This is a genomic window from Bacillus sp. LQ16 (assembly GCF_057784645.1).
Map to the genome: position 1 here is coordinate 1,956,141 of NZ_CM173491.1, position 25,501 is coordinate 1,981,641.

The 25,501-nt window shown below is 33.3% G+C and carries 23 protein-coding genes and 1 pseudogene; 19 read left to right on the forward strand and 5 right to left on the reverse strand.

Translation table 11 applies throughout. The features are described 5' to 3' along the window. Positions 1-69: 69 nt before the first annotated feature. Positions 70-858 (reverse strand): LysR family transcriptional regulator, encoded by a 789-nt coding sequence (locus tag AC3EMB_RS09820; protein ID WP_000404994.1) that lies wholly within the window; start codon positions 856-858, stop codon positions 70-72. A gap of 120 nt (positions 859-978) precedes the next feature. Between AC3EMB_RS09820 and AC3EMB_RS09825 the strand changes: the two genes are divergently transcribed. The 15 genes from AC3EMB_RS09825 (at position 979) to AC3EMB_RS09895 (ending at position 17,118) form a co-directional block, all read left to right on the forward strand. After that, complete coding sequence (locus AC3EMB_RS09825; protein WP_075719614.1) at positions 979-1,527, forward strand: DUF4865 family protein; 549 nt, start codon at positions 979-981, stop codon at positions 1,525-1,527. 42 nt (positions 1,528-1,569) lie between these two features. Further along, positions 1,570-1,989 (forward strand): tautomerase family protein, encoded by a 420-nt coding sequence (locus tag AC3EMB_RS09830; protein WP_078400347.1) that lies wholly within the window; start codon positions 1,570-1,572, stop codon positions 1,987-1,989. Then, the gene (locus tag AC3EMB_RS09835; RefSeq protein ID WP_075719618.1) at positions 1,979-2,302 is read left to right on the forward strand and encodes a carboxymuconolactone decarboxylase family protein; all 324 of its coding nucleotides are present in this window, start codon (positions 1,979-1,981) and stop codon (positions 2,300-2,302) included. The genes AC3EMB_RS09830 and AC3EMB_RS09835 overlap by 11 nt, the downstream gene beginning before the upstream one ends. Before the next feature lie 153 nt (positions 2,303-2,455). After that, complete coding sequence (locus AC3EMB_RS09840; protein ID WP_001205523.1) at positions 2,456-2,899, forward strand: MarR family winged helix-turn-helix transcriptional regulator; 444 nt, start codon at positions 2,456-2,458, stop codon at positions 2,897-2,899. A gap of 120 nt (positions 2,900-3,019) precedes the next feature. Next, positions 3,020-4,075, forward strand: coding sequence for an LLM class flavin-dependent oxidoreductase (locus AC3EMB_RS09845; RefSeq protein WP_000417549.1), 1,056 nt, complete (start codon positions 3,020-3,022; stop codon positions 4,073-4,075). Between the two features lie 592 nt (positions 4,076-4,667). Then, positions 4,668-6,071, forward strand: a complete 1,404-nt coding sequence (cydA, locus tag AC3EMB_RS09850; RefSeq protein ID WP_000448869.1) for a cytochrome ubiquinol oxidase subunit I — start codon at positions 4,668-4,670, stop codon at positions 6,069-6,071. Next, entirely contained in the window at positions 6,058-7,074 is a 1,017-nt protein-coding gene (cydB, locus tag AC3EMB_RS09855; protein ID WP_000950083.1) for a cytochrome d ubiquinol oxidase subunit II, read from the forward strand. The genes cydA and cydB overlap by 14 nt, the downstream gene beginning before the upstream one ends. Continuing rightward, complete coding sequence (cydD, locus tag AC3EMB_RS09860; protein ID WP_053564736.1) at positions 7,074-8,795, forward strand: thiol reductant ABC exporter subunit CydD; 1,722 nt, start codon at positions 7,074-7,076, stop codon at positions 8,793-8,795. The genes cydB and cydD overlap by 1 nt, the downstream gene beginning before the upstream one ends. Continuing rightward, entirely contained in the window at positions 8,792-10,516 is a 1,725-nt protein-coding gene (cydC, locus tag AC3EMB_RS09865; RefSeq protein ID WP_488517659.1) for a thiol reductant ABC exporter subunit CydC, read from the forward strand. Before cydD ends, cydC begins: the two co-directional genes overlap by 4 nt. A 132-nt stretch (positions 10,517-10,648) precedes the next feature. Beyond that, on the forward strand, positions 10,649-11,797 hold the full coding sequence (locus tag AC3EMB_RS09870) for a hypothetical protein (RefSeq protein ID WP_197233765.1): 1,149 nt from the start codon (positions 10,649-10,651) through the stop codon (positions 11,795-11,797). Between the two features lie 107 nt (positions 11,798-11,904). Beyond that, positions 11,905-14,466: a glycosyltransferase gene (locus tag AC3EMB_RS09875; RefSeq protein ID WP_088025292.1), complete on the forward strand. Its 2,562-nt coding sequence runs from the start codon at positions 11,905-11,907 to the stop codon at positions 14,464-14,466. 19 nt (positions 14,467-14,485) lie between these two features. Beyond that, the gene (locus AC3EMB_RS09880) at positions 14,486-15,616 is read left to right on the forward strand and encodes a DegT/DnrJ/EryC1/StrS aminotransferase family protein (RefSeq protein ID WP_488517660.1); all 1,131 of its coding nucleotides are present in this window, start codon (positions 14,486-14,488) and stop codon (positions 15,614-15,616) included. Next, a complete protein-coding gene (locus AC3EMB_RS09885) occupies positions 15,609-16,175 on the forward strand; it encodes an acyltransferase (RefSeq protein ID WP_001084185.1) in 567 nt (188 codons plus the stop codon). Before AC3EMB_RS09880 ends, AC3EMB_RS09885 begins: the two co-directional genes overlap by 8 nt. Before the next feature lie 184 nt (positions 16,176-16,359). Beyond that, positions 16,360-16,581, forward strand: a complete 222-nt coding sequence (locus tag AC3EMB_RS09890) for a hypothetical protein (RefSeq protein WP_000459099.1) — start codon at positions 16,360-16,362, stop codon at positions 16,579-16,581. Positions 16,582-16,671: 90 nt separating this feature from the next. Then, positions 16,672-17,118, forward strand: a complete 447-nt coding sequence (locus AC3EMB_RS09895) for a DUF6376 family protein (RefSeq protein WP_000695203.1) — start codon at positions 16,672-16,674, stop codon at positions 17,116-17,118. A 101-nt stretch (positions 17,119-17,219) separates the two neighbouring features. On the opposite strand, the pseudogene AC3EMB_RS09900 reads toward AC3EMB_RS09895, so the two are convergent. Together AC3EMB_RS09900 and AC3EMB_RS09905 are read right to left on the reverse strand one after the other, a co-directional pair. Further along, positions 17,220-17,450 (reverse strand): annotated as a pseudogene (locus AC3EMB_RS09900) (hypothetical protein); the annotation flags it as partial. Beyond that, on the reverse strand, positions 17,447-18,448 hold the full coding sequence (locus tag AC3EMB_RS09905) for a S66 family peptidase (protein WP_197233768.1): 1,002 nt from the start codon (positions 18,446-18,448) through the stop codon (positions 17,447-17,449). The gene AC3EMB_RS09905 and the pseudogene AC3EMB_RS09900, both read right to left, overlap by 4 nt. Before the next feature lie 206 nt (positions 18,449-18,654). Between AC3EMB_RS09905 and AC3EMB_RS09910 the strand changes: the two genes are divergently transcribed. Then, on the forward strand, positions 18,655-19,608 hold the full coding sequence (locus AC3EMB_RS09910) for a D-alanyl-D-alanine carboxypeptidase family protein (protein WP_001080881.1): 954 nt from the start codon (positions 18,655-18,657) through the stop codon (positions 19,606-19,608). Positions 19,609-19,850: 242 nt separating this feature from the next. Next, a complete protein-coding gene (locus tag AC3EMB_RS09915; protein ID WP_002093949.1) occupies positions 19,851-20,453 on the forward strand; it encodes a nitroreductase family protein in 603 nt (200 codons plus the stop codon). Between the two features lie 46 nt (positions 20,454-20,499). Here the strand turns inward: AC3EMB_RS09915 and AC3EMB_RS09920 are convergent, their stop codons facing one another. Continuing rightward, positions 20,500-20,670: a DNA mismatch repair protein MutT gene (locus tag AC3EMB_RS09920; protein WP_488517661.1), complete on the reverse strand. Its 171-nt coding sequence runs from the start codon at positions 20,668-20,670 to the stop codon at positions 20,500-20,502. A gap of 686 nt (positions 20,671-21,356) precedes the next feature. Between AC3EMB_RS09920 and entFM the strand changes: the two genes are divergently transcribed. Continuing rightward, positions 21,357-22,625: an enterotoxin EntFM gene (gene entFM / locus AC3EMB_RS09925; RefSeq protein WP_488517662.1), complete on the forward strand. Its 1,269-nt coding sequence runs from the start codon at positions 21,357-21,359 to the stop codon at positions 22,623-22,625. Between the two features lie 99 nt (positions 22,626-22,724). On the opposite strand, the gene AC3EMB_RS09930 is transcribed toward entFM, so the two are convergent. Then, the gene (locus tag AC3EMB_RS09930; RefSeq protein WP_023521720.1) at positions 22,725-23,489 is read right to left on the reverse strand and encodes an alpha/beta fold hydrolase; all 765 of its coding nucleotides are present in this window, start codon (positions 23,487-23,489) and stop codon (positions 22,725-22,727) included. Between the two features lie 240 nt (positions 23,490-23,729). On the opposite strand from AC3EMB_RS09930, the gene AC3EMB_RS09935 reads away from it, so the two are divergent. Continuing rightward, complete coding sequence (locus AC3EMB_RS09935) at positions 23,730-25,490, forward strand: ABC transporter ATP-binding protein (protein WP_053564725.1); 1,761 nt, start codon at positions 23,730-23,732, stop codon at positions 25,488-25,490. Positions 25,491-25,501: the final 11 nt, after the last annotated feature.

Genomic DNA, 25,501 nt, shown 5'->3' on the forward strand with positions numbered 1-25,501 from the left:
AATCCCTCTTTTATATTCGTTAAAGAGGGATTTTTATTTTGAAAAAAGTTTGTAATCAAAGTCATTTTATTAATCAAATAGTTCATCAGGGATATGCTTTATAAAGGTTTGATTCGTAAAAAAATGAACAGCTAAATTCTCAAGGGGAACATCTTCAATTATTACTAATGTATCATTTTTAATCGGTAAAAAAGCTATTCCTTTTCCATCAGCAATAAACTCTTCCATAAGCGAATAAGAATCCAACTGTTGAAGTTGTCGCTGAGATAGATTGTTTTCTTTTAGAAATTGTATTGTCTTATTCCTAAAAGGGCACTTTTTGTCATTGCTAACGAAGAAAATTTCTTTTGAATAATCAATGGTACATTTTTCTTTCGCTTTTAATAAGCCTACAGAAATTGAGGTTGTGAACACTTTTTTAAACGATGCGTCAGGATAATCCTCATAAGTTATGACCATATCAACTTTTTGTTGCTGCAGTAATTTTTGCAAATGACTACTACTTTCTACATATATTTGATAATTTCTGAAATTTACTTTAATACGCTTACTTAAATAATTTGTCAAAATAGATTGTGACGTCGCTATTATATAAGAAGAACCACTCGTTTTAATTTCATCTTTTACTTCTTCTAATAGAGTTAATATTTTATTCGTGTAATCTAATAAAATGTCACCAGCAGGTAACAAGGAAACACCTTTGTTATCTCTATGTAGTAAAGGCGTTTCTAATTCTTGTTCTAATTTTTTGATTCGCTCAGTTACGTTCGGTTGAACATATCCTAACTCTTTAGCAGCTTTACTAATAGAACCCTCACTGGCCACAGTTTTGAATATAATAAGATCATTTATTTCCATGTATCTCAGCCCCTTATGCACTATCATTATAAATGATACCAAACATAATTTATACCTATTTTACGTTAGCCGCTTATCGAGTTATCATAATGTATATAAGATTGAAAGCGAGTGATAAACATGATTGGAATGCAATATAAGGTCATTCTTCCAAAGGATTATGACATGGAAATTATTAAGAAAAGGGTAAAGGATAATGGCTATAAAACTGATGGTTTCCAAGAACTAAATTTTAAAGCTTATTTAATTACGGAAACGGAGAAAGACGGGAATTTTTATAACTGCTATGCACCTTTATATATTTGGAATGGTAATGAAGGGATGAATAAATTTATCTTTGAAGGGTATTACGATAACATTTTACAATCTTTTGGATGGCAACAAATACATATAGGTGTTCCATTAGTGGTTAATCTAAGTGATGGATTTAAGAAAAGTAGATATGTTGTTGAATATGCAGGAAGTATTTCTCAAAGTAAAACACTGATTGGGACTCAATTAAGCACTATGAATGAAGAGGTACAAAACAACGAAAAGTGTTTAGGGAATGTAATCGTTTATAATCCGGATAAATGGGGATATAGTAGGTTTGAGTTTTATGAAGAGAAGCCTGATATTGTAGTGAATAAGGGTGTTACAGTATATGAGATTTTACACATTTCACGATGAAATTTTGTTGTATATTAAAAATAAGAAAAGGAATGAAAGTCTATGCCTTTTGTGAAGATTTATTATTCTGAAAACATATTAAATGAAGAAGAGTTGGAAAAAATGGGTGAATGTATCCATCTTTCATTAATTGAACATTTTAACATCCCTGAAAATGATTATTTTCAAATGTTCTTACCTTACCAACAAAACAAATTTTTATATAATCCATATTATTTGTTGGAAAGAGGAGAAAAGAGAACAGAGAATATGATTTATGTTTCTATTACATGTGGACCGGGAAGAACGGTGCAACAGAAAAAAGATTTGTATCAATCTGTATCCTTAAAAATCCCGCAATATTCCGACGTTAAAGTTTCGGATATTTTTATTACACTAAATGAGACAGCTGCTGAAAACTGGTCATTTGGTCAAGGAATAGCACAAATGGTGAAAATAAAGGGAGAAAAAAATGAAGAATGAACTTATTGAAGTACAGATTAAAAAGAAAATGAGAGAAATGGCACCTGCATTTGCTCATTATAGTGAAAAGATATTATTTGAGGAAGTGTGGCGGGATGCCACTTTAACATTAAGAGAAAGAAGTTTGTGTACTGTGTCAGCACTAATCAGTCTCGGTAATACAGAACAATTACAATTTCATCTGAAGCTAGCTAAACAAAATGGGGTTATGGAGAATGAATTGGTTGCATTAATAACACATATGGCTTTTTACGTTGGTTGGCCAAAAGCTATGGCAGCTTTAAATATAGTAATGAATGAAATGAAAAGTTAAGAATAATGATAAGTAAGAATTCATGTTTATATGAATTCTTACTTATCATTATTTATGCAATACTCTATCGCTATATTTATTACATTTTATCTTGCTTTTTTATCACTTGCGTAGTAAAGTGATAGTAAGATGAACGCTAGGAAGTGATGAAACATGCGTGATAATACGATAGGATCATTAATATGGTTACGTTTAATACGATTTACGAACCAAAGTAATCAAATGTCAAATGAGTTTTTAAAACGTTTTGATTTAACGACAGCTCAATTTGATGTGCTTTTGCAAATACGTACGTATCAACCACTCACACAAATGGAGTTAGCTGAAAAGGTAACTGTTACACAAGGTGGCATTTCTCGAATGTTAACTCGTCTTGAAAAAGAAGGATATATTGTACGAAAACAAGATTGGAAAACGAAAACAATTAGTCTTACAGAGCAAGGAGAAGCTGCTTTAGAGAGAGCATTGCCAGAGCAACTTGCATTTCAATCTTCGTTTTTTGATGATGTATTAAATGAAGAAGAGCAGAAAATATTATACGAGCTGATGACGAAAGTTCATAAGCATAGCGAAAAAAAAGAATTACCGCAAGAGTAATTTTTTTTACCTTATCAATTGACTAATCAAGTGATGAGATAGGTAATACGGAGATATACTTGACTTACCAACGTTTTTAGAAGAAAAACTAATACTACATTATTAAAGGGGAGAGTAACTATGGAAAAATACCGTATAGATACAAGAAAAGGAATTGAGTTTGGGTTATATTCAATTGGCGATCATGTTTTAAATCCACATAATGGGGAGAAAATTACGCCAGAAAAAAGAATTCACGAACTAATTGAAACAGCTAAGTTAGCAGATGAGGCAGGGCTTGATGTGTTTGCTGTAGGCGAAAGTCATCAAACGCATTTTACAACGCAAGCTCATACAGTTATTTTAGGTGCGGTCGCGCAAGCTACGAAAAATATAAAAATTGCAAGTTCCGCAACGATATTAAGTACATCTGACCCAGTTCGAGTATATGAGGATTTCGCTACCATTGACTTGATTTCTAATGGTCGTGCTGAAATCGTAGCTGGTCGTGGATCTCGTATTGGAGGATATAGTTTACTTGGTTATGATGTGAATGATTATGAAGAGTTATTTGAAGAGAAGATGGATCTTTTATTAAAAATTAATAAAGAGGAACATGTAACATGGAATGGGCAGTTCAGAGCACCACTTGAGCATGCTTCAGTTATCCCTAGAGCTAAAAATAATAACCTGCCAATTTGGCGTGCGGTTGGTGGACCGCCAGCTAGTGCAATTAAAGCAGGACGTGCAGGTGTGCCAATGATGATAACAACACTTGGTGGTCCAGCAATTAACTTTAAAGTGTCAGTAGATGCTTACCGCGAGGCTGCTCAGCAAAGTGGATTTGATCCAGCTAGTTTACCAGTTGCGACAACGAGTTTATTTTATACGGCAAAAAATTCACAAGATGCACTTAGTGAATATTACCCTCACATTAATGCTGGTATGCTTACACTGCGCGGTGGTGGGTATCCGAAACAGCAATTTACAAATGCAATAGATTACCGCGATGCTTTAATGATTGGTAGCCCACAACAAATCATTGAGAAAATGCTTTACCAATATGAATTGTTTGGCCAACAACGCTTTATGGCACAAATTGATTTTGGCGGTGTACCATTTGATAAAATTGAGAAAAATATTGAATTAATTGCTACTGAAATATTACCAGCCGTTAGAAAACATACAGCAAAATAAATAAAAAAACTGGGAGTCTAATTGACTCTCAGTTTTTTATTTGTTATGGAAAAAATGACAAAAAAATGAACTTTTAGTCGAGGGAGAGGGAAGTTATTTTCTATTTTTGAATAACATTATTTCGAGTTTGAATTTTGAAAATACATTTTTCTCTTGACAAAAAATAAGCATTTATCGAGGGTAGTTTCGAGGACATTTTTTCGGTTGAAAGTCAAGTGTATGAAGAAAAAACGATTGTTTTATAGATATAAAAGTAAGCCGTATATTGAAAAAACACATTTTGCTAATGAAAAAAATCTGATTCAAAAAAATGACAAAAGACATATTTCAGACAAAATGATGTCAATAATACGTCAAAAATAACCTGAATTTACTATGCAGGTATATTATACAATTCGATTAACGAATAAAACACTACAGAAATAGTGAAAAGGTAAAAAATAGCATTACAATAGTTTGAAAAACTGAAACTTCATATTTTTCGACAATACATACAAAATGTTTTTGTCTTTTCGTATTTCTTAATAATTGAGTTTGATAAGATTGCTCAATTAACTTTTATTATAAAAACTATGAAGGAAGTGATTTTAGTATGGAAACGCTCGAATTGGCACGAATACAGTTCGCATCAACAACGATTTTCCATTACTTTTTTGTTCCGCTGTCAATTGGTTTAGCTTTTATTATTGCGATCATGCAAACGTTGTATGTGGTAAAAGGGCAAGAAGTATATAAGAAGATGGCAAAGTTTTGGACGCAATTATTCCTTATTAACTTTGCAGTAGGTGTAGTAACAGGTATTTTACAAGAATTTCAGTTTGGTATGAACTGGTCAACGTATTCACGTTTTGTAGGTGATGTATTTGGTCCCTCGCTTGCAATTGAAGGATTACTGGCATTTTTCATTGAGTCTACATTCCTAGGTTTATGGGTATTCGGTGAGGATAAATTACCGAAGCGAATTCACTTAATGTGTATTTGGCTCCTTTCAATTGGAACGATGTTATCAGCATTCTGGATTTTAACTGCAAGTGCATTTATGCAGTCACCTGTCGGGTATGAAATGGCAGCTGATGGTCGTGCACAAATGAATGATTTCTTAGCCATTATTCAAAACCCACAACTATGGGTACAATTCCCGCATACAATTACAGCAGCAATTGCAACAGGTGCATTCTTTATTGCGGGTGTAAGTGCATGGAAAATTACAAAAGGACAAGAAACTGTAGTATTTAAAAAATCTTTCCGCATTTCTATCATTGTTGGAACAATTACAACGGCGCTTGTATTATTCTTCGGTCATGCACAAGCGCAACAATTAATTAAGACACATCCAATGAAGATGGCGGCAGCTGAAGCGCTATGGAATACAAGTGAGGATCCAGCGCCATTTACAGTATTTTCGAAAATTGATACAGAGAAGAAAGAAAATTCGTTTGAAATTCAAATCCCTTATATGCTAAGTCTATTATCGTATGATAAGTTTAGCGGTCAAGTTGAAGGGATGAATCAAATTCAAAAACAATATGAAGAAAAATATGGACCTGGAGATTATATTCCTCCAGTGCATACAATGTTTTGGAGTTTTAGAGCGATGGTAATGAGTGGAACATTCATGCTTCTTCTAGGAGCTTACGGATGGTTCTTATCAAGAAAAGATCGTTTAGCTGAAAAAACGTGGTATTTAAAATTAATGGTGTATGCAATTTCTCTTCCATTCATCGGTAATACAGTAGGGTGGATTATGACTGAAATGGGTCGTCAACCTTGGGTTGTATTTGGTGTAATGAAAACAGAAGATGCTGTATCACCAAATGTAACATTCGGTGAAGTATTATTCTCACTTATTTCATTCACATCAATGTATTTAATTATGGGTGGAATTTGTGTGTACTTATTTGTTCGTACCATTAAGGGCCACAAGAATAAGAAAACGAAAAAGGATTATCAAAGCCATGATCCATTTGATAAGGAGGAAGAGTATGTTATCTCTTAATGAGTTATGGTTTTTAGTTATTGCAATCTTATTTGTTGGATTCTTTGTACTGGAAGGTTTCGACTTTGGGGTAGGAATGGTTTCGAGGTTTTTAGGAAAGAATGATTTTGAAAAACGAGTTTACTTAAATACAATAGGACCGTTCTGGCACGCGAATGAAGTATGGCTTGTTTGTGCTGGTGGAGCCATGTTTGCGGCATTTCCGCACTGGTATGCAACTTTATTTAGTGGTTTTTATATTCCGTTTGTATTTATGCTTCTTGCTTTAATTTTAAGAGGTGTTTCCTTTAAATTTCGTGCGAAAATAGATAATCATAAATGGAAGAGTGCGTGGGATTGGGGGATGTTTATTGGAAGTATGTTACCTCCTATCCTTTGGGGAGTTGCGATTGCAAACTTTATGGTAGGTGTACCTATTGATGAGAGTAAAAATGTTGTAGGTGGATTCCTGCAATTACTTCATCCATTTGCGTTACTTGGGGGAGTAATGTTTCTCCTACTATGTATTGTTCACGGATTACAATTTCTTACGATACGTACAACTGGTAAATTGAGAGAACGTGCACGAATTGCTGCAATAAAAATTGCACCATTTTCATTAATTACACTTCTTGTTTTTGCTGGTGTGGGGTTATGGAAAACCGACATTTTCACTGCTCATGGAACAGAATGGATTATGGTACCAATCGGAGCTTTTGTAGCACTATTAGTGTCCACGTTATTAAATAAAAGAAGAAGAGATGGTTGGGCTTTCTTTATGACGAGTTTAACAATCATTTTACTAAGTGCGAGTGTATTTATCGGTATGTTCCCACGTGTTATGATTAGCTCTTTAGGAGCAATGAATGATTTGACAATTTACAACGCAGCATCAGGAGCTTATGCATTAAAACTTATGACTTACTTTGCGATTGCTATTTTGCCTTTCGTTATCGGAAGTCAAATATGGAGTTATTATGTATTTAGACAACCTGTTAAGTCAGACAACGATTTGGAGTACTAATGAAAAGAAAAAGAGGACTTCCGTCTTATCCCGGTAGCCGTATTTTATATGTAGCGTTAACTATTATTAGTATTTTAGAAGCTTTTAGTATTATTGCGCAAACAATCTTTTTAGCACGAGCTATTACGTTTTTATTTCATGGAGAGACAGTACAAACAATATTAAGTGAAATTGTTTATTTTGGTATCGCGTTTGCAGCGCGTAACATAGTAGTTCGAACATCACAAATATTAGTGGAACGTTTTGCCGAAAAAACAGGGTCGTTACTAAGAAAACAATTGATAGAGGCATATTTCACATTAGGTCCAAGGTATGTTCAAACTGTTGGAACAGGTCATCTGGTTACCTTATCAATTGAGGGGATTGAGAAATTTAAAACATATATTGAATTAACGATTCCTAAAATGATTAGAAGTAGTATCGTTCCAGGTCTAATTGTACTATATGTTTTTACGCTAGATATTGAGTCTGGAATCATTTTAGTTGTAACGATTCCTATCGTGATTATATTTATGATTCTTCTCGGATTAGCAGCGCAAAAAATGGCAGATAGTCAGTATGAGATATATCGTGTACTTTCGAACCATTTTGTAGATACGTTAAAAGGTTTAGAAACATTAAAGTATTTAGGGAAAAGTGAACAGCACGAAGGAAAGATTGAAAAAGTAAGTAAAAGATATAGAAAAGCAACGATGCGTACTTTGCGAGTTGCTTTTCTTTCTTCTTTTGCATTAGATTTCTTTACGAGTTTATCAATCGCGTTTGTGGCAGTTGGATTAGGGATACGTTTAATAGATGGAACGATTATACTATTACCAGCCCTTACAATTTTGATTTTAGCTCCGGAATATTTTCTGCCGATTAAACAAGTGGGAGCAAATTATCATGCGACATTAGATGGACAAATTGCGATGGAGCAAATAGAAGAGATTTTGCAACAACAAAAAGGAATACAAAAGAAAGATTTAAATGAAGATATAGTATGGAATGCCTCTAGTAGCTTGAAATTACAAGATATCAAAGTTAATAATGCTGAATCTGAAAAGGCTATATTAGAAGGAATTAATTTTACTTGGGAAGGTAACGGTGCTATTGGTGTTATTGGTGAAAGTGGTGCAGGGAAATCGACGTTAATCGACGTATTAGCAGGTTTTTTATCTCCTTCGAGTGGAAAGATGTTAGTAAATGGTGTAGAAGTTGATGGATCTACTCGTGAAGATTGGCAAAAAAATATTGCTTATATTCCGCAGCAACCCTATATATTTCCGCTTTCATTAAAGGATAATATTCGTTTTTATGAAACAAATGCAACAGATGAAGAAGTTGAAAGAGTTATTAATGAAGTCGGCCTTCGTTCACTCGTTACATCACTTCCAAATGGGATACACGAAAGAATTGGAGAAGGTGGACGTATGCTAAGTGGCGGACAAGAACAGCGTGTTGCTATGGCGCGTGCGCTTTTAAGTAAAAAACCAATCATTTTATTAGATGAGCCTACGGCACATCTTGATATTGAAACCGAATTTGAAATAAAGCAAGCGATGTTACGTCTATTTAATGGAAAGTTAGTATTTTTAGCAACTCACCGTCTACATTGGATGAAACAAATGGATCATATCCTTATTTTAAATAAAGGGGAAATGAAAGAAAGTGGGACGTATGAAGAACTTTTAGAGAATGAGACATTACATTTTCATAGGGAAGAGAGGGGAGAGAAATGAGTAACTGGGTTAAACCTTATATAAAACAAAATAAAGGTAGAATGACTTTAACTATTTTCCTTGGTCTTCTTGGAGTTAGTTCAGGAGCGATGTTACTTTTTATTTCAGGTTATTTAATCTCAAAATCTGCCCTTAGACCAGAAAATGTAATGGCTGTATATGTTCCTATTGTTGCAACAAGAGCGTTTAGTATAGGGCAAGCTGTGTTTCATTATATAGAGCGCTTAGTCGGACATGATGTCGTACTACGTATATTAGAAAAAATGAGAACGAAGCTATATAGAATAGTAGAACCACAGGCGTTATTTTTCCGTTCTCGATTTCAAACGGGTGATATGTTAGGAGTGTTATCCGAAGATATAGAGCATTTGCAAAACCTATATTTACGTACAATATTTCCTAGTATATTAGCGCTAGTTGTTTATAGTATCTTCGTACTTGTTATCGGTGCATTTGACCTTGTGTTTGCACTTATTGTAGGTTGTATGTTAGCTATTATCGTGTTTCTTCTTCCATTTGTATCATTACTTTTGATGAAGAAACATCATGTTACTTTAAAGCAAGGCAGAAGCCGTTTGTATCAACAACTGACAGATGCTGTTTTTGGATTATCTGATTGGCAAGCAAGTGGTCGTAAAGATGAATTTATTAATGAGTATGTAAAACAAAATGATCAGTTGTTAAAAATCGAAAAGAGAGTGAAACGCTGGTATCATATTCGGGACAGTATCATTCAATTAGTAGTAGGTATTGTAGTTATTTCGATGATCATATGGACTGGGAATGGAGCGGCAAGTGAACAAATTGCTCCTACAGTTATCGCAGCTTTCGTATTAATGACTTTATCTGTAACGAACGCGCTTATTCCTATTGCAGATGCCATCGATCGAATACCATCGTACGTAGAATCTACCCATCGTCTTAATGGCGTAGAAAGTGATAGTGTTTTACATGATGAAACGGATTTGCATGGAGAGAAAGATTATATTGAACCAAAACATGTAGATATTGAACTGAATCACGTATCGTATAGTTATCCAGATAGTAATGAGATTGTATTAAAAGATGTATCATTACAAATAAAAGCAGGGAAGAAAATTGCTATTTTAGGGAGAAGTGGGACAGGGAAATCTACTTTACTAAAATTGTTAACAGGGGCGTTAAGCCCAGTAAATGGCCAAGTTGTATTGAATGGTGAACGAGCTCATACGAATCTTTTATCTAAATATATTTCTGTATTAAATCAAAAGCCGCATTTGTTTGATACGACAATTGGAAATAATGTACGAATTGGCAAACCAGAGGTGACGGATGAAGAGATATGGAAAGCTTTAGAGAAAGCACAACTAGCTTCACATGTTACTTCTCTTCCAGACGGATTACAAACAAAAATGCATGAAATGGGAAAGCGGTTTTCTGGTGGGGAAAGACAAAGAGTTGCTTTTGCTAGAACTCTTATGCAAGAAACACCAATTATTGTACTTGATGAACCGACTATCGGTTTAGATCCAAAAACAGAATTGTCTTTAATTGAAACAATGTTTTCTGCAACGGAAGAAAAGACGGTTATTTGGATTACGCATCATCTTGTAGGAATAGAACATGTAGACGAAGTTATATTCCTTGATCGTGGCCAAATTGTCATGCAAGGTAGTCATAAACAACTTCTGAAAGAAAATGAAAAGTATCGTAAACTTTATGAGTTAGATAAAGGAATATGATTTGAATAAGCAATAATTGTAAAAATAGCTACGCCTAATGGTGGAGCTATTTTTTTGTTAGATTGAAGGTGTATATGATTGTTACGAATTAAAAATGAATTTCATATTATACATATAATGGAGGGGATGTACATGAAGGAGCAATATAAAATCATTGTTTTAAGTGATGAATTATCAGGGGATAGGATTCGAAATACGTTAGACAAAAATAAATGTAAAACAATAGTTCATGTTGTAGACGTTTCAGATGTTGTTCGTATAGAAAGTTCTTTTCAATATATAGTCATTTGGAGAGTGGACGCAGAAAAACTTACAAATGACTTGATAAATAGGGGCGTGCAAAGTTCAAAAATTATTAATTTAACAAAATACATGTATGAATGGAAGGATAAATTAATTTCTATCTATCAAATAAATCCGGATCTTATGTCTTTATACATTTCTATGAAAAAAGCAAAGAGTGATCCGACGTATGAATTGTTTGCTACCGGTTTGTCTTATCCACATTGTGGCATAAGTACAGAGCTTCTCTCAAAAAAGTCAATAAAATTAACACTTCCATCGCAAGATCTATACTATGATTATTTAATAGCGTCACAACTTTTATCAAACAATCATTCATTTCAATATTGTTTAATAGGAATAGCCTATTTCTCGTTTTACTTTGATATGTCGTTATCATCTGAATCATATAGAATTCACAAAGTATATTATCCATTGTTTCAAGATGGTCATCATACTGTAGTTCACTCTCCTCTACCCACTGATGGATTCTCACATCTAAATACTCCGAAACCACTTCTTTCTATTTTTAATTTGCATTTTGAATATATTTTATTAGATGAACTAAAAGATGAATCATTGATACTGCCTTGGATAAATGCTGAATGGAATATCATTCCACTTCACATTCCTTTTGAAGAACACGGGAAAATAAGAGCAGCTTCACATGCTAAATTGGCGTATCCTCATACTTTAGTTGAAAATAAAATAATTTTTAAGAAATATTTAGAATTACTGTTAAAAAACGATATAAAGCCATTAATTGTTGTATTCCCTGTTACTTCACATTATTTCAATTGTAGTAGTAAGAAATTAAAAGAAGATTTTTATAAAGTTATAAATGAGTTTCAAACTCAATATTCTTTTCAAATTATAGATCTATTTGATTCGCCATTATTTTGTGAGGATGATTTTTATGATAGTGATCATATGAATAAAAAAGGTGCAAATAAAATGTCCGCGTTATTAAATATGTTTATTCAGGAACGAAAAGTATGATATTTTGTTTCATGTTTGCATAAATGTATATAGGCTCCATACAGTTAAAGTAATGTGATTTTTGTGTCGCGTATATAAATAATATGCGAAGAGGTGAGAGAGTTAAAATGAGAACTCGTATTGAAAGAACTGAAGAGGTGGTAGAGCAACTTCCGTTGGTAAGTGTATTAATTCCTACGTATAATCGTCCTCGTTACTTTGAAAAGGCGTTATGTAGTGTATTAGAACAAACATACCCTAATATAGAAATTATAGTTGGAGATGACAGCACGAATGATGAAACAGAAAAAGTGTTACAAAAATACTTATGTGATCATTCAAATATTATTTATATAAAAAATAGATCAACTCTCGGACAATTTGAAAATGCGTTAATGTTATTTCATGAAGCGAACGGTGAGTATATAAATTTTTTAATGGATGATGATGTATTTCATGTAAATAAAATTGAAAAAATGATGAAGTATTTTTTCCATGATTTAGATAATGAAATTAAGCTTGTAACATCTCATCGTCAAGTAATTGATGATAAAGGGAAAGAACTGCGACATATTTATTCAACTGTCCGTTTATTTGATGAAGATACGATTATAGAGGGAACAGAATTAGGAAATAAGGTAATAGTGGATCAAAAAAATTATATTGGAGAACCGACAACAGTTTTATTTCGTAAAAATGATTTACAAGAACCATATGGGATTTTTGATAAGAGGCGGTATTTATGTAACGTAGATATAGCTTCATGGTTAGCTTTATTAAGTAAAGGAAAAGCAGTATATATAGCAGAAACACTTAGTTACTTTCGATTACATCCAGATCAACAGTTAAATGAATCTAATAAAATGATGGATGGGTTAGAAGATTTTTCACACAGTATTATAGCAGGAGAACAATATGGTTTCTTATCCACCGAAAAAGAGTTAGACAAAGCGATAACTAATTTTCTAGATTATGCAAGAAGGATAGTTCCATCATCCATATTATATACATTAGACTATTACCAAAAAATTAGAGAGAAGAAAATAAACATAGAAAAGAAAAAACAACATATAAATAATAATTCTTCTTTACCGAAAGTAAGTATACTTATTCCTGCGTACAATAGACCTTATTACTTGGAATTAGCACTCAACAGTGCTCTGAATCAAACATATGAAAATATAGAAATTATTATTTCTGACGACAGTACAAATAATGAAGTCAATGCTATGATTCAACCGTACTTACGTGAATATGAGTGTATTACATATGTTAAAAATGAAACGCCGTTAGTTGCCGAAAACTTTAATAAGTGTGTAGAACTTGCGGATGGGGACTATATAAACTTTTTATTAGATGATGATTTATTTCATCATGAAAAGATCGAGAGAATGATGCAATACTTTTTGACGTTAGAAAATATTTCATTTGTGACGTCATATCGTGAACTGATTGATGAGAATGGAGAGATATTACCACCTTCAACATTGAATATGAAAATCGCGAAAGAAACTACACTTTTTGAAGGAAAAGAATTAGGGAATTATATGTTAAAAAACTTAAAAAATGTAGTTGGTGAGCCGACAACTGTTTTATTTAATCGTGATTTGTTTGACGGGAAGTTTGGGTATTTTAAAGGAAAGGCTTATTCTGCTATTAATGACATTGCAACTTGGCTAGATATGATGAGGAAAGGAAAAGTAGTTTATATACAAGAACCTCTTAGTTATTTTAGACAACATAGTGGCCAAAATCAAAAACAAATGCATTTTATTTTAATGACAATTGAAGAGTGGATTGAATTAATTATAGATGCATATAATAGTGGATTTTTAAGCTCCGAAAGTGAGTATAAAGAGAGTTTATCTTATTGTTTAGAAAATGCGGGATTTATAGTTAAGGATGCAGTAAGAAATGGCGAACTAGATCAAATTTATAATGAAAAGATAAAAAAAGGGTTAAACAAGTTAGTTGCTCATATGTTCGAGAAAGAATCTTGTTATTGTCAATATTGCAATAAACAATTTGAAAAATTTTCACCTTGGCCAGCACATTATGATTTTCCGAAATATAAATTTGAGATGTGGAATAAAGATACAGGGATATGTCCAGTTTGTAATTCGATGGATCGTGAAAGATTGTATCGTGCGTACATTGAAACGGAAACGGACTTGTTAAATAGAAACTATACAATGCTTCATATTGCACCTGAAGCGAAGTTAAGAGATTGGTTTAACGAGTATAAAAATATTACGTATGTATGTGGTGACTTAGAACCAAAGGATCCATTAATGAAGGAAATTGATGTTACAAGGATTACATATGATAGTAATACTTTTGATGTAATATTATGTAGTCATGTGTTAGAACACGTTCCTGATGATGACAAAGCAATGCGAGAGTTATATAGAGTGTTAAAGCCAAATGGATGGGGAATTATTCAAGTACCAATCGTAATGAATGTAGATTTTATTGTAGAGAATGAATTAATTGTAACACCACAATTGAGGAAACTAGCTTTTGGTCAAGAAGATCATGTGAGAATTTATAATCAATCGGGATTTATTCAACGATTAATGAATGCAGGATTTAAGGTAGAATTATATAACATAGCAGAAAAACAAGGAATGAAAATTGCTAGGAAATTTGGATTATCTGAAACAGATATGCTCTATATTGTCCGAAAATGATAGGAAGGAATAGATAGATATGGAGAATATTCCTTTTTTACGTGCTTCAACTGTACCTGTAAGTGAGTATTTGGACGAATTGAAGGAAATTGATACATCTCACATATATACGAATTATGGACCTATAAATCAACGTTTTGAGGAAACAATTATGTCGTCATTTTTTCAAAACAGGGGAGCTGTTACAACAGTAGCAAACGCAACGTTAGGGTTAATGGCGGCTATTCAACTAAAGAAAAGAAGAAAGGGAAAGTATGCTCTCATGCCTAGCTTTACATTCCCTGCGACTGCCTTAGCCGCTATTTGGTGTGGATTGGAACCTTACTTTATTGATATTTCAATAGATGATTGGTATATGGATAAAACGGTACTTTTGGATAAGATAGAAGAATTAAAAGAAGAGGTTGCGATTGTTGTCCCGTACGCCACCTTTGGATCATGGATGAACTTAGAAGAATATGAAGAATTAGAGAAGAAGGGGATTCCGGTTGTCGTAGATGCGGCGCCGGGATTTGGATTAATGAATGGAGGGATGCATTACGGTCAAGATTTTAGTGGAATGATCGTATATAGCTTTCATGCAACAAAGCCGTTCGGAATTGGTGAAGGAGGGCTCATATATAGTAAAAACGAAGAAGATATACAAAGTATTAAAAGAATGGGGAATTTCGGATTTGATAAAAATCGTGAATGCACGATGATGGGGTTTAATTGTAAAATGTCTGAATACGCAGCAGCTATTGGGATTGCGACTATAAAAAAGTGGGATCAAAAATTAAAAGAACGCACCCGTATTTCTGAATGGTATAAACAGTTGTTACAAAATACTGGGCTAATGAAAAAAGGGTGGAATGTCCAAAAGACAGAAGCAGTTATTCACCAATTTATGCCTATCATTTGTCCAGAAGAAGTTCGCAACATACAAGTAATAGAAGAACTGAAAAAACAGAAAATAGAAGCTAGATTATACTTTTCACCATCTTGCCACCAACAAGTTCTTTTTAAAAACTATAAGTCTACAGATTTAACAAAAACGAATAAAATAGCAAAACGAATCGTAAGTTTACCTTTATGGGAAGGAATGACGAAAGAACTAGTAGAGCAAATTGTAATCTGTTTAGAGCAGAAGGTGGTGTCGGTAGATGAATAGTTTTTATAGTCAAGAAGAACTAAAGAAAATTGGATTTTTATCTGTTGGGAAAAATGTATTGGTTAGTAAAAAAGCAAGTATATATAATCCGAGTGCTATATCAGTTGGCAATCATGTAAGAATTGATGATTTTTGCATTTTAAGTGGTAAAATCACAATTGGAAGTTATTCGCACATATCAGCGTATACAGCGTTATATGGAGGGGAAGTTGGGATTGAAATGCATGATTTTGCAAACATCTCAGCTAAAACAATCGTATATGCAGTACTTGATGATTTCAGTGGAAATACATTAATGGGGCCAACCGTCCCGAATCAATATAGGAATGTGAAAGCAGAAAAAGTTATTTTAAAAAAACATGTGATTATTGGTGCTAATTCTATTATTTTTCCAAATGTAACGGTAGGAGAAGGAACGGCAGTCGGCGCGATGAGTATGGTAAAAGAGAGTTTAGATGATTGGTATATTTACGCTGGAGTTCCCGTAAGGAAAGTAAAACCTCGTCAAAAAAAGATGCTAGAGTTAGAAATTGATTTTTTAAAAAGCATTCATTCTTAACAAAAAAGAATGAATGCTTTTTATTTTTATCCCGCTATTTGCTGGTAAAGATTCGACTGGTGAGGGCTAATTAAAGTTTCACTTTATGATAGAGCGGAGTGTATCTTAACTTATTATGTTTTAAATTTTGCTGACCAAGGCAATACTGAGCCATAGTGAATGTAAAGTTGGAGGGCGAGCGTATATGTTTGATGAGGATGGGATTGTTTTAATTATGGAACCAGCTGATGAAAGAAACTTGAGGAGATTTATTTTTTCAGTGCCAAAGTCAGTGTATGAAAAGAAGGGGCTTACATTACACTATGGAACAGCTATAGGACAAGGATATATGGATATAATTGAAGATATTATAAGCGTACATATAGAAATAGATGTTGTAACGATAATAGGGCATGTAAGAGGATAAATAGCTATTTGAAAAAGGTTATAAACAATTTAGCTAGAAGTTATGTATAGAGAAAATTACAGACAATGATAAAGACGAAGGGAGTCTAAAATGAAAATAAAATCAATTTTATTAGTATTTATAGTTTCAATTGGTTTAATGGGATGTTCAATAGTGGAAGAAGGAAAGAACTCCATAGATTATGCTCAAAAGGCGACAGACTATGTAAATGAAATAAGTGCATTTGCAAACGATGCACCAGCATTAGCAGAAAAGGCCGTTAATGATAGCGAGGCTCGAAAAGAATTAGAAACGAAGCTTAGTGAAATTAAACAAGATATACCCGCATTCAATGAATTAACGCCACCTGATGTAGCAAAGGATCTTCATCAACAAATCGTCGGATATAACGAAAAGTTAAATACGTTAATTGATACGGCGATGACAAAGATAGAAGAAGGAAAAGTGGATGTAGAGCAATTTAAAAACTCAGAGCTTATGCAGACGGTAGATCAAGTTCGAGATTTGAAAGATAAGGTGCAAAATTTAGGTCAATAGTAAAAAGCTCCGTTTGTGATAAACGGAGCTTTTTATTATTGGATACAATAAACGATTACACCAACGATAATAATAGCTGCACCAAGTAAATGATTCCACTAAATCGTATCTTCAAATAGAAATACTGACCAAAGCATTGACCATAGTATAATAATCCCGCGATGTGAATATGCTTTTGAAATTTCGAAATGTTTAATTACTTGTTTCCATAAAATTGCATATCCGAATAAAAGTACAACTAGTCCGAAATAAGCAACAAAAAATGAGATGGAAGCAATGGGAAACTTAGCTGCATGGATTTTATTGTAAAACAATAGAAGCCATGCATTCATTTTTTCCAAGGTTCTACAATATGTATCGTTTTATTTGTTGCATCCAACTCTACTTGAACACCGATAGGTATAGTAATCATTGGATGTGTATGACAACAATCGAAGTCAGCTAGAAAAGGAATTTTTTGATTTTGAAGTACTTCTAACAGTATTTCAAAAGGTTTTCGATTTGTACCACAATCATCAAATTGCTCATGTTTTCCAAGAATGATAGCTGAAATTTTATCGAATACACCGTTAATTTTAAGGAATGAAAAGCTTCTTTCGATAGTAGCTGCATCTTTTGAACTGTCCTCAATAAAGAGAATATCGCCTTCTTGAATATGTGGCATATAGGGGCTAGCCCAAATTCCTTGTATCGTGTTTAAATTCCCGCCAATAATACGACCAGTAGCTTTTCCGTCAATTACTGAAATCCAATTGTTTGGTCGAAGTTCTTTCTCCTTAGTCTTTTCTTCCCAATTAATAAATTCATCTGACCAAAATAATGGTTGTTTTATATGATAAGGAAGAGATTGATGATGTAGTAAAGTTTCTGCAAAATATTTGTATGTACAATTAACAAAAGGTTCAAATTCGCCAAAGGAAGGGACGAGAGCTGGCCCATAAAATGTAGGGATTCCTGTTTTAGCATAAATTCCTAGTAATAAAGCAGTTGCATCTGAATATCCAATCATTATTTTAGGGTTATTTAGAAAAGCATCATAATCAATATAAGGTAATATTGAATTTGAATTCATCCCACCAATTGTTGACATAATACAAGAAATATTAGGGTTTCTTATCAAGGCATTTAGTTCATCAGCACGCTCTTGTATACTACCAGAACGATAAAAATCATATCGACCTGTTAATGAACCTTCTAATATATGAAACCCTTTCTGTTGTAAGTAAGATTTTGCTCGTCCGAATCTACTTGGGGAAGTGTAGGTTACTGGTGAAGAAGGAGAGTAGATCCCAATTGTGTCTCCATATTTTAATGATTTTGGAAGTAGCATTTGTATGAATCCCTTCTATTAAATAGTTTATTTACAAGATTTTATTGTTGAATATTCTTATATTTCAGTATTATTAGTGTAACATAAACAAATTAAAATAATAATTACTGTATATGAATAAATATACTTTTTACCTTGACTGTATAAAGGAATTGTTGTTAAGGTTAAATGTGAGTGTATAAAAGGTTTGCTAAAGGAGTTTTGAAATGAATCGGTTAAAATGGGGAAGGATGACAGTCCTATTAGTCATTATTTTAGGGATATGTTGGTTCTTATTCCAAGGAAATCAAAAGAGCGTAGCGAATGTAGAAGGACAACCTTTGCAAGTGGCAGAACTACCTAAAGCAGGATTTACTGAAAAAGTAGTCCCGCCAAAGTACATCCCACCAGAAATTAACGCAAAAGCGGCTATGATTATCGATGCGAGTGATGGAGATATTATTTATCAATATAATGAAAATGAAGCTTTTGCACCGGCTAGTATGTCTAAGATGATGACAGCGTATCTCCTACTAGAGAGTATACATAACGGGAAAGTTCGCTGGGAAGATCCAGTTAAAATGAGTGCGAAGGCGGCACAAACAGAGGGAGCGAGAATCCCAGTACAAGTTAATGACACATTAACTGTTAAAGACTTATATCATGCATTAATGATTGAGTCAGCTAATAATTCAGCTGTGGCTTTAGCAGAACATATGGCAAAATCGGAGAAAGATTTCGTTCAGCTTATGGATGCAAAAGCGAAACAGTTAAAAATGTCGGAACATGCTAAATTTGCAAATGCTTCTGGATTACAAGAGCCAGATGGAAGTGAAACAAAAATGACGGCTGGTGATGTAGCACAATTGGCGTATCATCTTATAAAAGATTATCCGGAAATATTAGAAGTGACTCATTTACGTCAAAGTCAGCTAGCATTTAATAATATTAATGTTATAAGCACAAACGACATGTTAAATAAAAATAATAAAAGTTTATATATAGAAGGAATGGATGGACTAAAGACTGGATTTACAGATAGCGCAGGATACTGTTTTACGGGGACTGCAAAGCAAGGTGATAATCGAATTATTACAGTGGTCATGGGGACATCAAGTAAAACAAAACGTTTTACAGAGACAAATAAGTTAATGTCGTATGCATTTGGATTAGTTAATTAAGTAAAATACGAATCTAGATCGCTACATAAGTAAGACTGTTTGTTGTTACTAATTTTAGATAACAACAAACGGTCTTTTTATTTTAACTTTAAAAAGGAAAAAGATTCTAAATACAAGTGTTATCATTTGAGTTTATTTGTTGCTGTGATATTATAAAGTTATAAGCTTATTAATAATAAGTTTGAGGGGCGTAATATGACATATACATATGAAATAGCCTCAATTGAAAATTGGAGGGAATTATGATGGCAAAAGATTTTTACTCAGCAATTGAAGACAGAAGATCTATTTATGCAATTAGTAAAGAGCAAGTAGTTTCTGATGAAAAAATTCAAGAAGTGATTTATCATGCTGTAAAACATACACCTTCAGCTTTTAATTCTCAAAGTGCTCGCGTTGTTGTTTTATTAGGAGAACAACATGATAAATTATGGGATATTACGAAAGAAACATTAAGAAAAATTGTACCTGAAAATAACTTTGCACCTACTGAAGAAAAAATGAATGCATTTAAAAGTGGTTATGGAACGGTTTTATATTTTGAAGACAGTGAAGTTGTGGAAGGTCTTCAAGCAAACTTTGCATTATATAAAGATAATTTCCCAACTTGGTCTCAGCAATCATCAGGAATGTTACAATTTGCAATTTGGACAGCTTTAGAAATTGAAGGGTTTGGTGCTACGTTGCAGCATTACAATCCGCTAATTGATGAAGAAGTGAGAAAAGAGTGGGATGTTCCAGCAAATTGGAAGCTCACTGCGCAAATGCCATTTGGTAAACCGGTAGTACATGCTGGTGAAAAAGAATTCCAACCGTTAGAAAACCGTGTGAAAATTTATAAATAAAATAATTTGATAAAAGGTGAACAGGAATATAACCTGTTCACCTTTTTTATATGTAATAAGGGTTTTTTTGTCCAGCATTTTTCATCTGATTTTTTAATTCATTTTTACGTATTTCAATAGCTGATACTTTTTGTAATGTTATCATTGAAACGAATTGAATAAAAGCATAGTATGGCTCTATATTTTTTTGTATTGGATCATCTATTATATTTCTCACAAATATGCCTCCTCTTTTTATTCCAATAAAATTCCGCATTAATGGGTAGCCCGAGTAGTGAGGGTTAATAATTAGCGGGGGGATAAAACCTTTACTAATTAAAGTTTTATTATGATATATAATACTATGATTATCCTATAAATTCCATTATCGGAAAAGAAAACAGTTGGTATAGTGTGTGTTTTCTTTAAAGGAGAAATGGTTTTTGTGAAATAAATCTTACAATTCGTCAAATTATTTCAAAATTGTAGATAGTATAGAAATTTAGTTTTCTAAAAATATTATGCTATTGATAAATAGAGTGATTTTTGTCATGATGAAAGTATACTTCATGTAAGGAGCTTTATAAGGAAATACATAATGTGGTTTGTATTAGGTTAATAGAATTTTTTATAGAAGATAGAAAAGGGATGTTTTATATTGAGATATTAAATGAAATGTCGAATTTTCATGCGATATATAAGAAATTTGAAAAAATCATTGCAAAAACACTATAATTAATGATAAAGTTCACATGAAGTTCACACGGATTTCACTTTGTTCATTTAAAATGAACTCTGTGTGAAAAATAAAACTCTTGCTAAAAAATGGAACTGGATGAATATTTTACTTTGATAATATTGTAAAGTATTAAAGTTTTAAGTTTTTTTTAAGAGGATAGTAGGGAAAGGAAGTAAAGACAACTTATGAAAAAAGTAATTGCAGGTTTAGCAGCAGCTTCTGTAGCTGGCGTTGCAGTTCCAGGAATGGATTCTGCTCATGCACAAGTTTCAAATGAAGCGCTAAAAGAAATTAATGGACAAACTCAAACTCAAACTCAAACGACTGTAACTGAAACAAAAACTGTAGAAACAACTTCTGAATTAAAATACACAGTAACTGCTGATGTATTAAATGTTCGTTCAGGTGCTGGTACAGGACATAACGTTATTTCTAAAGTGAAATCAGGTCAAGTGCTACAAGTAGTTGGACAAGAAAACGGTTGGTTCAAAGTAAACGTAAATGGTCAAACAGGTTATGTAAGTGGTGACTTCGTAACGACTGGTGGCAAAACAGGAACGACTGTTCAACAAGGAACAGGTACTTACACAGTAAACGTTTCTTCACTTAACGTACGTACAGGCCCAAGTACATCTCATACAGTATTAGGTTCTGTAAACAAAGGTAAAACAGTACAAGTTGTAGGTGAAGTACAAGATTGGTTTAAAATCAACTTCAATGGTGGAACTGGATACGTAAGCAAAGACTTCGTAACAAAAGGTGGTTCTGCTGTATCTAACCAAACACAACAACCAACTACAAACAACAATACTACAACAGTTCAAACTGGTGGTTCTTATGTTGTTAACACTGGTGCTTTAAAAGTACGTACAGGCCCAGCTACATACAACGCTGTAATCGGTGGAGTAACAAATGGTAAAGTACTAAACGTTACTGGCGCTGAAAATGGCTGGTACAAAATTAACCATAACGGCCGCACGGGTTACGTAAGTGCAGACTTCGTTAAGTTTGTAAAAGGCGGAGTAAACAACGTTACAAATAACGTTCAACAACCAGGTAAAGACGTACAAAAACCAACAACAGGTGGAGATACATCTTCAATCGCTGGATTCGCTAGATCTTTAAATGGTTCACCATACAGAACTGCTGGTACAACACCTGCTGGTTTTGACTGCAGTGGATTCATTCACTACGTATTAAATCAAACTGGTCATAAAGGCGCTCGTCAAACAGTTGCTGGATACTGGAGCTCTAAAACAAAAACTAGCAATCCACAACCAGGTGATTTAGTATACTTCCAAAATACTTATAAATCAGGTCCTTCTCACATGGGTGTTTACTTAGGAAACGGTCAGTTCATTAGTGCAGAAACAGATGCAACTGGTGTACGTATTAGTTCTGTAAGTAACTCTTACTGGAGCAAGCACCTATTAGGTTACACAAAAGCATACTAAGAAAAAGTAGTTTTATATACTTTTCGTATAGAGAAAAGGCTTTCCAAGGAAACTTGGGAAGCCTTTTTATAGTTGTATAAATTGGAAGTTTAATAGTTTTTATTTTAAATTTCCATTTAAAAATCGATCATATAAGTCATGGAAATAGTTAGGACGAAATAAGTTCGCTGCATGTCCTGCTAAAGGTATTTCCTTATATAGAACGTTAGGTAAAATAGATTTCAAATCAAATAGACAAGATTTATAGAGATGATCATGCTCTCCCATTACCCATAGTATAGGGTGAGGAAGTGATTTTAATTTAGACTTTAAATCGAATTCTAACCGATGTCGTAATGACTGGGCAATAATGGATGAATGTAATTGTAATCCGAAACGGTAGTAAATATTTCTTGAAATGACTGCAAACGGATTTGCTTTTAGTATACCACTTGGAAAAATAGTATTTGCGTATTGAGAGAGCCATTTAGAGTATTCATCCCCTCGCTTCTCCCAAAAATTTTGGAATACGCTATATAAGCGAGAAGGGTTATTGTAATGTCCTCCAATATGACAAATACTTAATACTTTTTCTGGATGCATTTGTGCAAAAATTGTAGAGATGTAACAGCCGTAACTTAGCGCACAAATATGAGCTTTTTTAATACCTTCTTGTTCATATAAGTTTAATAATTGATCTACGAGACGCTGTAATGAAAAGTCGATTGCTTCTCCTTTATCATCACCGTGACCTAATAAGTCATAAGTTATAATGTTGTAGGAGGCAGAAAATCGTTTTTGCTCCTTTTTGAAGGCGCGACGATTGCCAACTAATCCATGAATAAAAATAATTGTTTCCTTTTCAGAATGTATATTTGTTTGCAAAAAGGATACTCCTTTCACTAACTGGAGATTTATATCGTGTTTTAAATTATTTATCTATAATTAACATAGAATAATATTAAGTACCAGGTAATAATATCAGATGTTTATATCTGTTGTAAAGATGAGTTTTTATGTATATTTTGTAAAAATAGAAAAAGTGTGTTTACATTCAGTTTACATTTGTATCGTATTCTAATTTTAGAAAGAATAGTTTGGTTTAACATGAGGAGATGAACAGGAATGGAAGTTAGAAATGAAATGAAGAAAAAAGGGAGCTGGAGGCAGTTTTTACGCCTTATTCAAGATACAAATCCTCCGAAAGGAATTTTAATTTTTGCGTTATTAATGAGTTTGCTTTCTACGGGAGCGAGTTTATTTATTCCTATGCTAACAAAAGGATTAGTAGATAATTTTTCGCTTTCTTCAATTAGTGCAGGACAAATTGTTGGGTTAGTTGCTTTCTTTGTAATGCAAACTATTGCGGCAGGGTTGTCTATATATTTACTAAATTATATTGGGCAGAAGATTGTAGCGGGACTAAGAGAACGTTTGTGGAAAAAGGTACTTATCTTGCCGGTATCTTATTACGATCAAAATAGAACAGGTGATACCATTAGCCGTATGACGAATGATACAGGTGTTGTGAAAACGTTAATTTCTGAGCATTTGTCAAACTTATTAACAGGTGGTATTTCAATTGTTGGATCGTTAATTGTATTATTTGTGTTAGATTGGAAAATGACTGCTTTACTTTTAACGGTTATTCCGTTGTCTGTATTAATTTTAGTTCCACTTGGACGAAAAATGTATAAGATTTCAAAAGCGCTTCAAGATGAAACGGCATCTTTTACAAGTGTGTTAACGCAAGTGTTATCAGAAATTCGTTTAGTGAAATCTTCAAATACAGAAAAAAGAGAATATGAAACGGGTAATACAGGCATACAAAAGTTATTACAATTTGGTTTGAAAGAAGGAAAAGTGCAAGCATTAATTTCGCCAGTTATGTCGTTTGTTTTAATGGCACTACTTGTTATTATCGTAGGATATGGCGGGATGAGAGTTTCTAGCGGTGCATTAACAACTGGTGAACTTGTAGCGTTTATTTTGTATTTAGTTCAAATTGTAATGCCGATGAGTCAATTATCTATGTTCTTTACACAATTCCAAAAGGCAATTGGTGCAACGGAAAGAATTAGTACGATTTTAGAATATAAAGTAGAAGATCATGAAACTGGTGTGAAAGTGACAAATGCTAAGCAACCGATCGTTCTTGAAAATGTACATTTTGAGTATAACGAAGAAGAGCAAGTTTTGAAAAATATTGATTTCACAATTGAATCTGGAAAAGTGACAGCGATTGTAGGACCAAGTGGTAGTGGGAAAACAACGTTATTCTCATTACTGGAACGTTTTTATGAGCCAACTAGTGGTGCCATTAAATTAGGAAAAGAATCAATTACGAGTTATTCATTACAGTCATGGCGACGTCAAATCGGTTACGTATCACAAGATAGTCCGTTAATCGATGGAACGATTCGTGATAATATTTGTTACGGCGTTGAAGGTGAAGTAACGGATGAAGAAATTGAAAAAGTAGCAGCAATGGCATATGTTGATGCATTTATTCATGACTTACCAAACGGTTATGCAACAGAAGTTGGAGAACGCGGTGTGAAGCTTTCTGGTGGACAAAGACAGCGAATTGCCATTGCCCGAGCGTTACTTCGAAATCCGCAAATTCTTATGCTCGATGAGGCAACTTCAAGCTTAGATAGTAAATCTGAGTCTGTCGTTCAAAAAGCGTTAAATAACTTAATGAAAGGCAGAACAACGTTAGTGATTGCGCATAGACTTTCTACTGTTGTAGATGCAGATAAAATTATCTTTATTGAAAAAGGAAATCTTACAGGTAGTGGTACGCATGATGAATTATTACAGACGCATGATATGTATCGTGAGTTTGCAACGCAACAATTGAAAATTAAAGAGGGTGCATTTTAAAAAAATATATT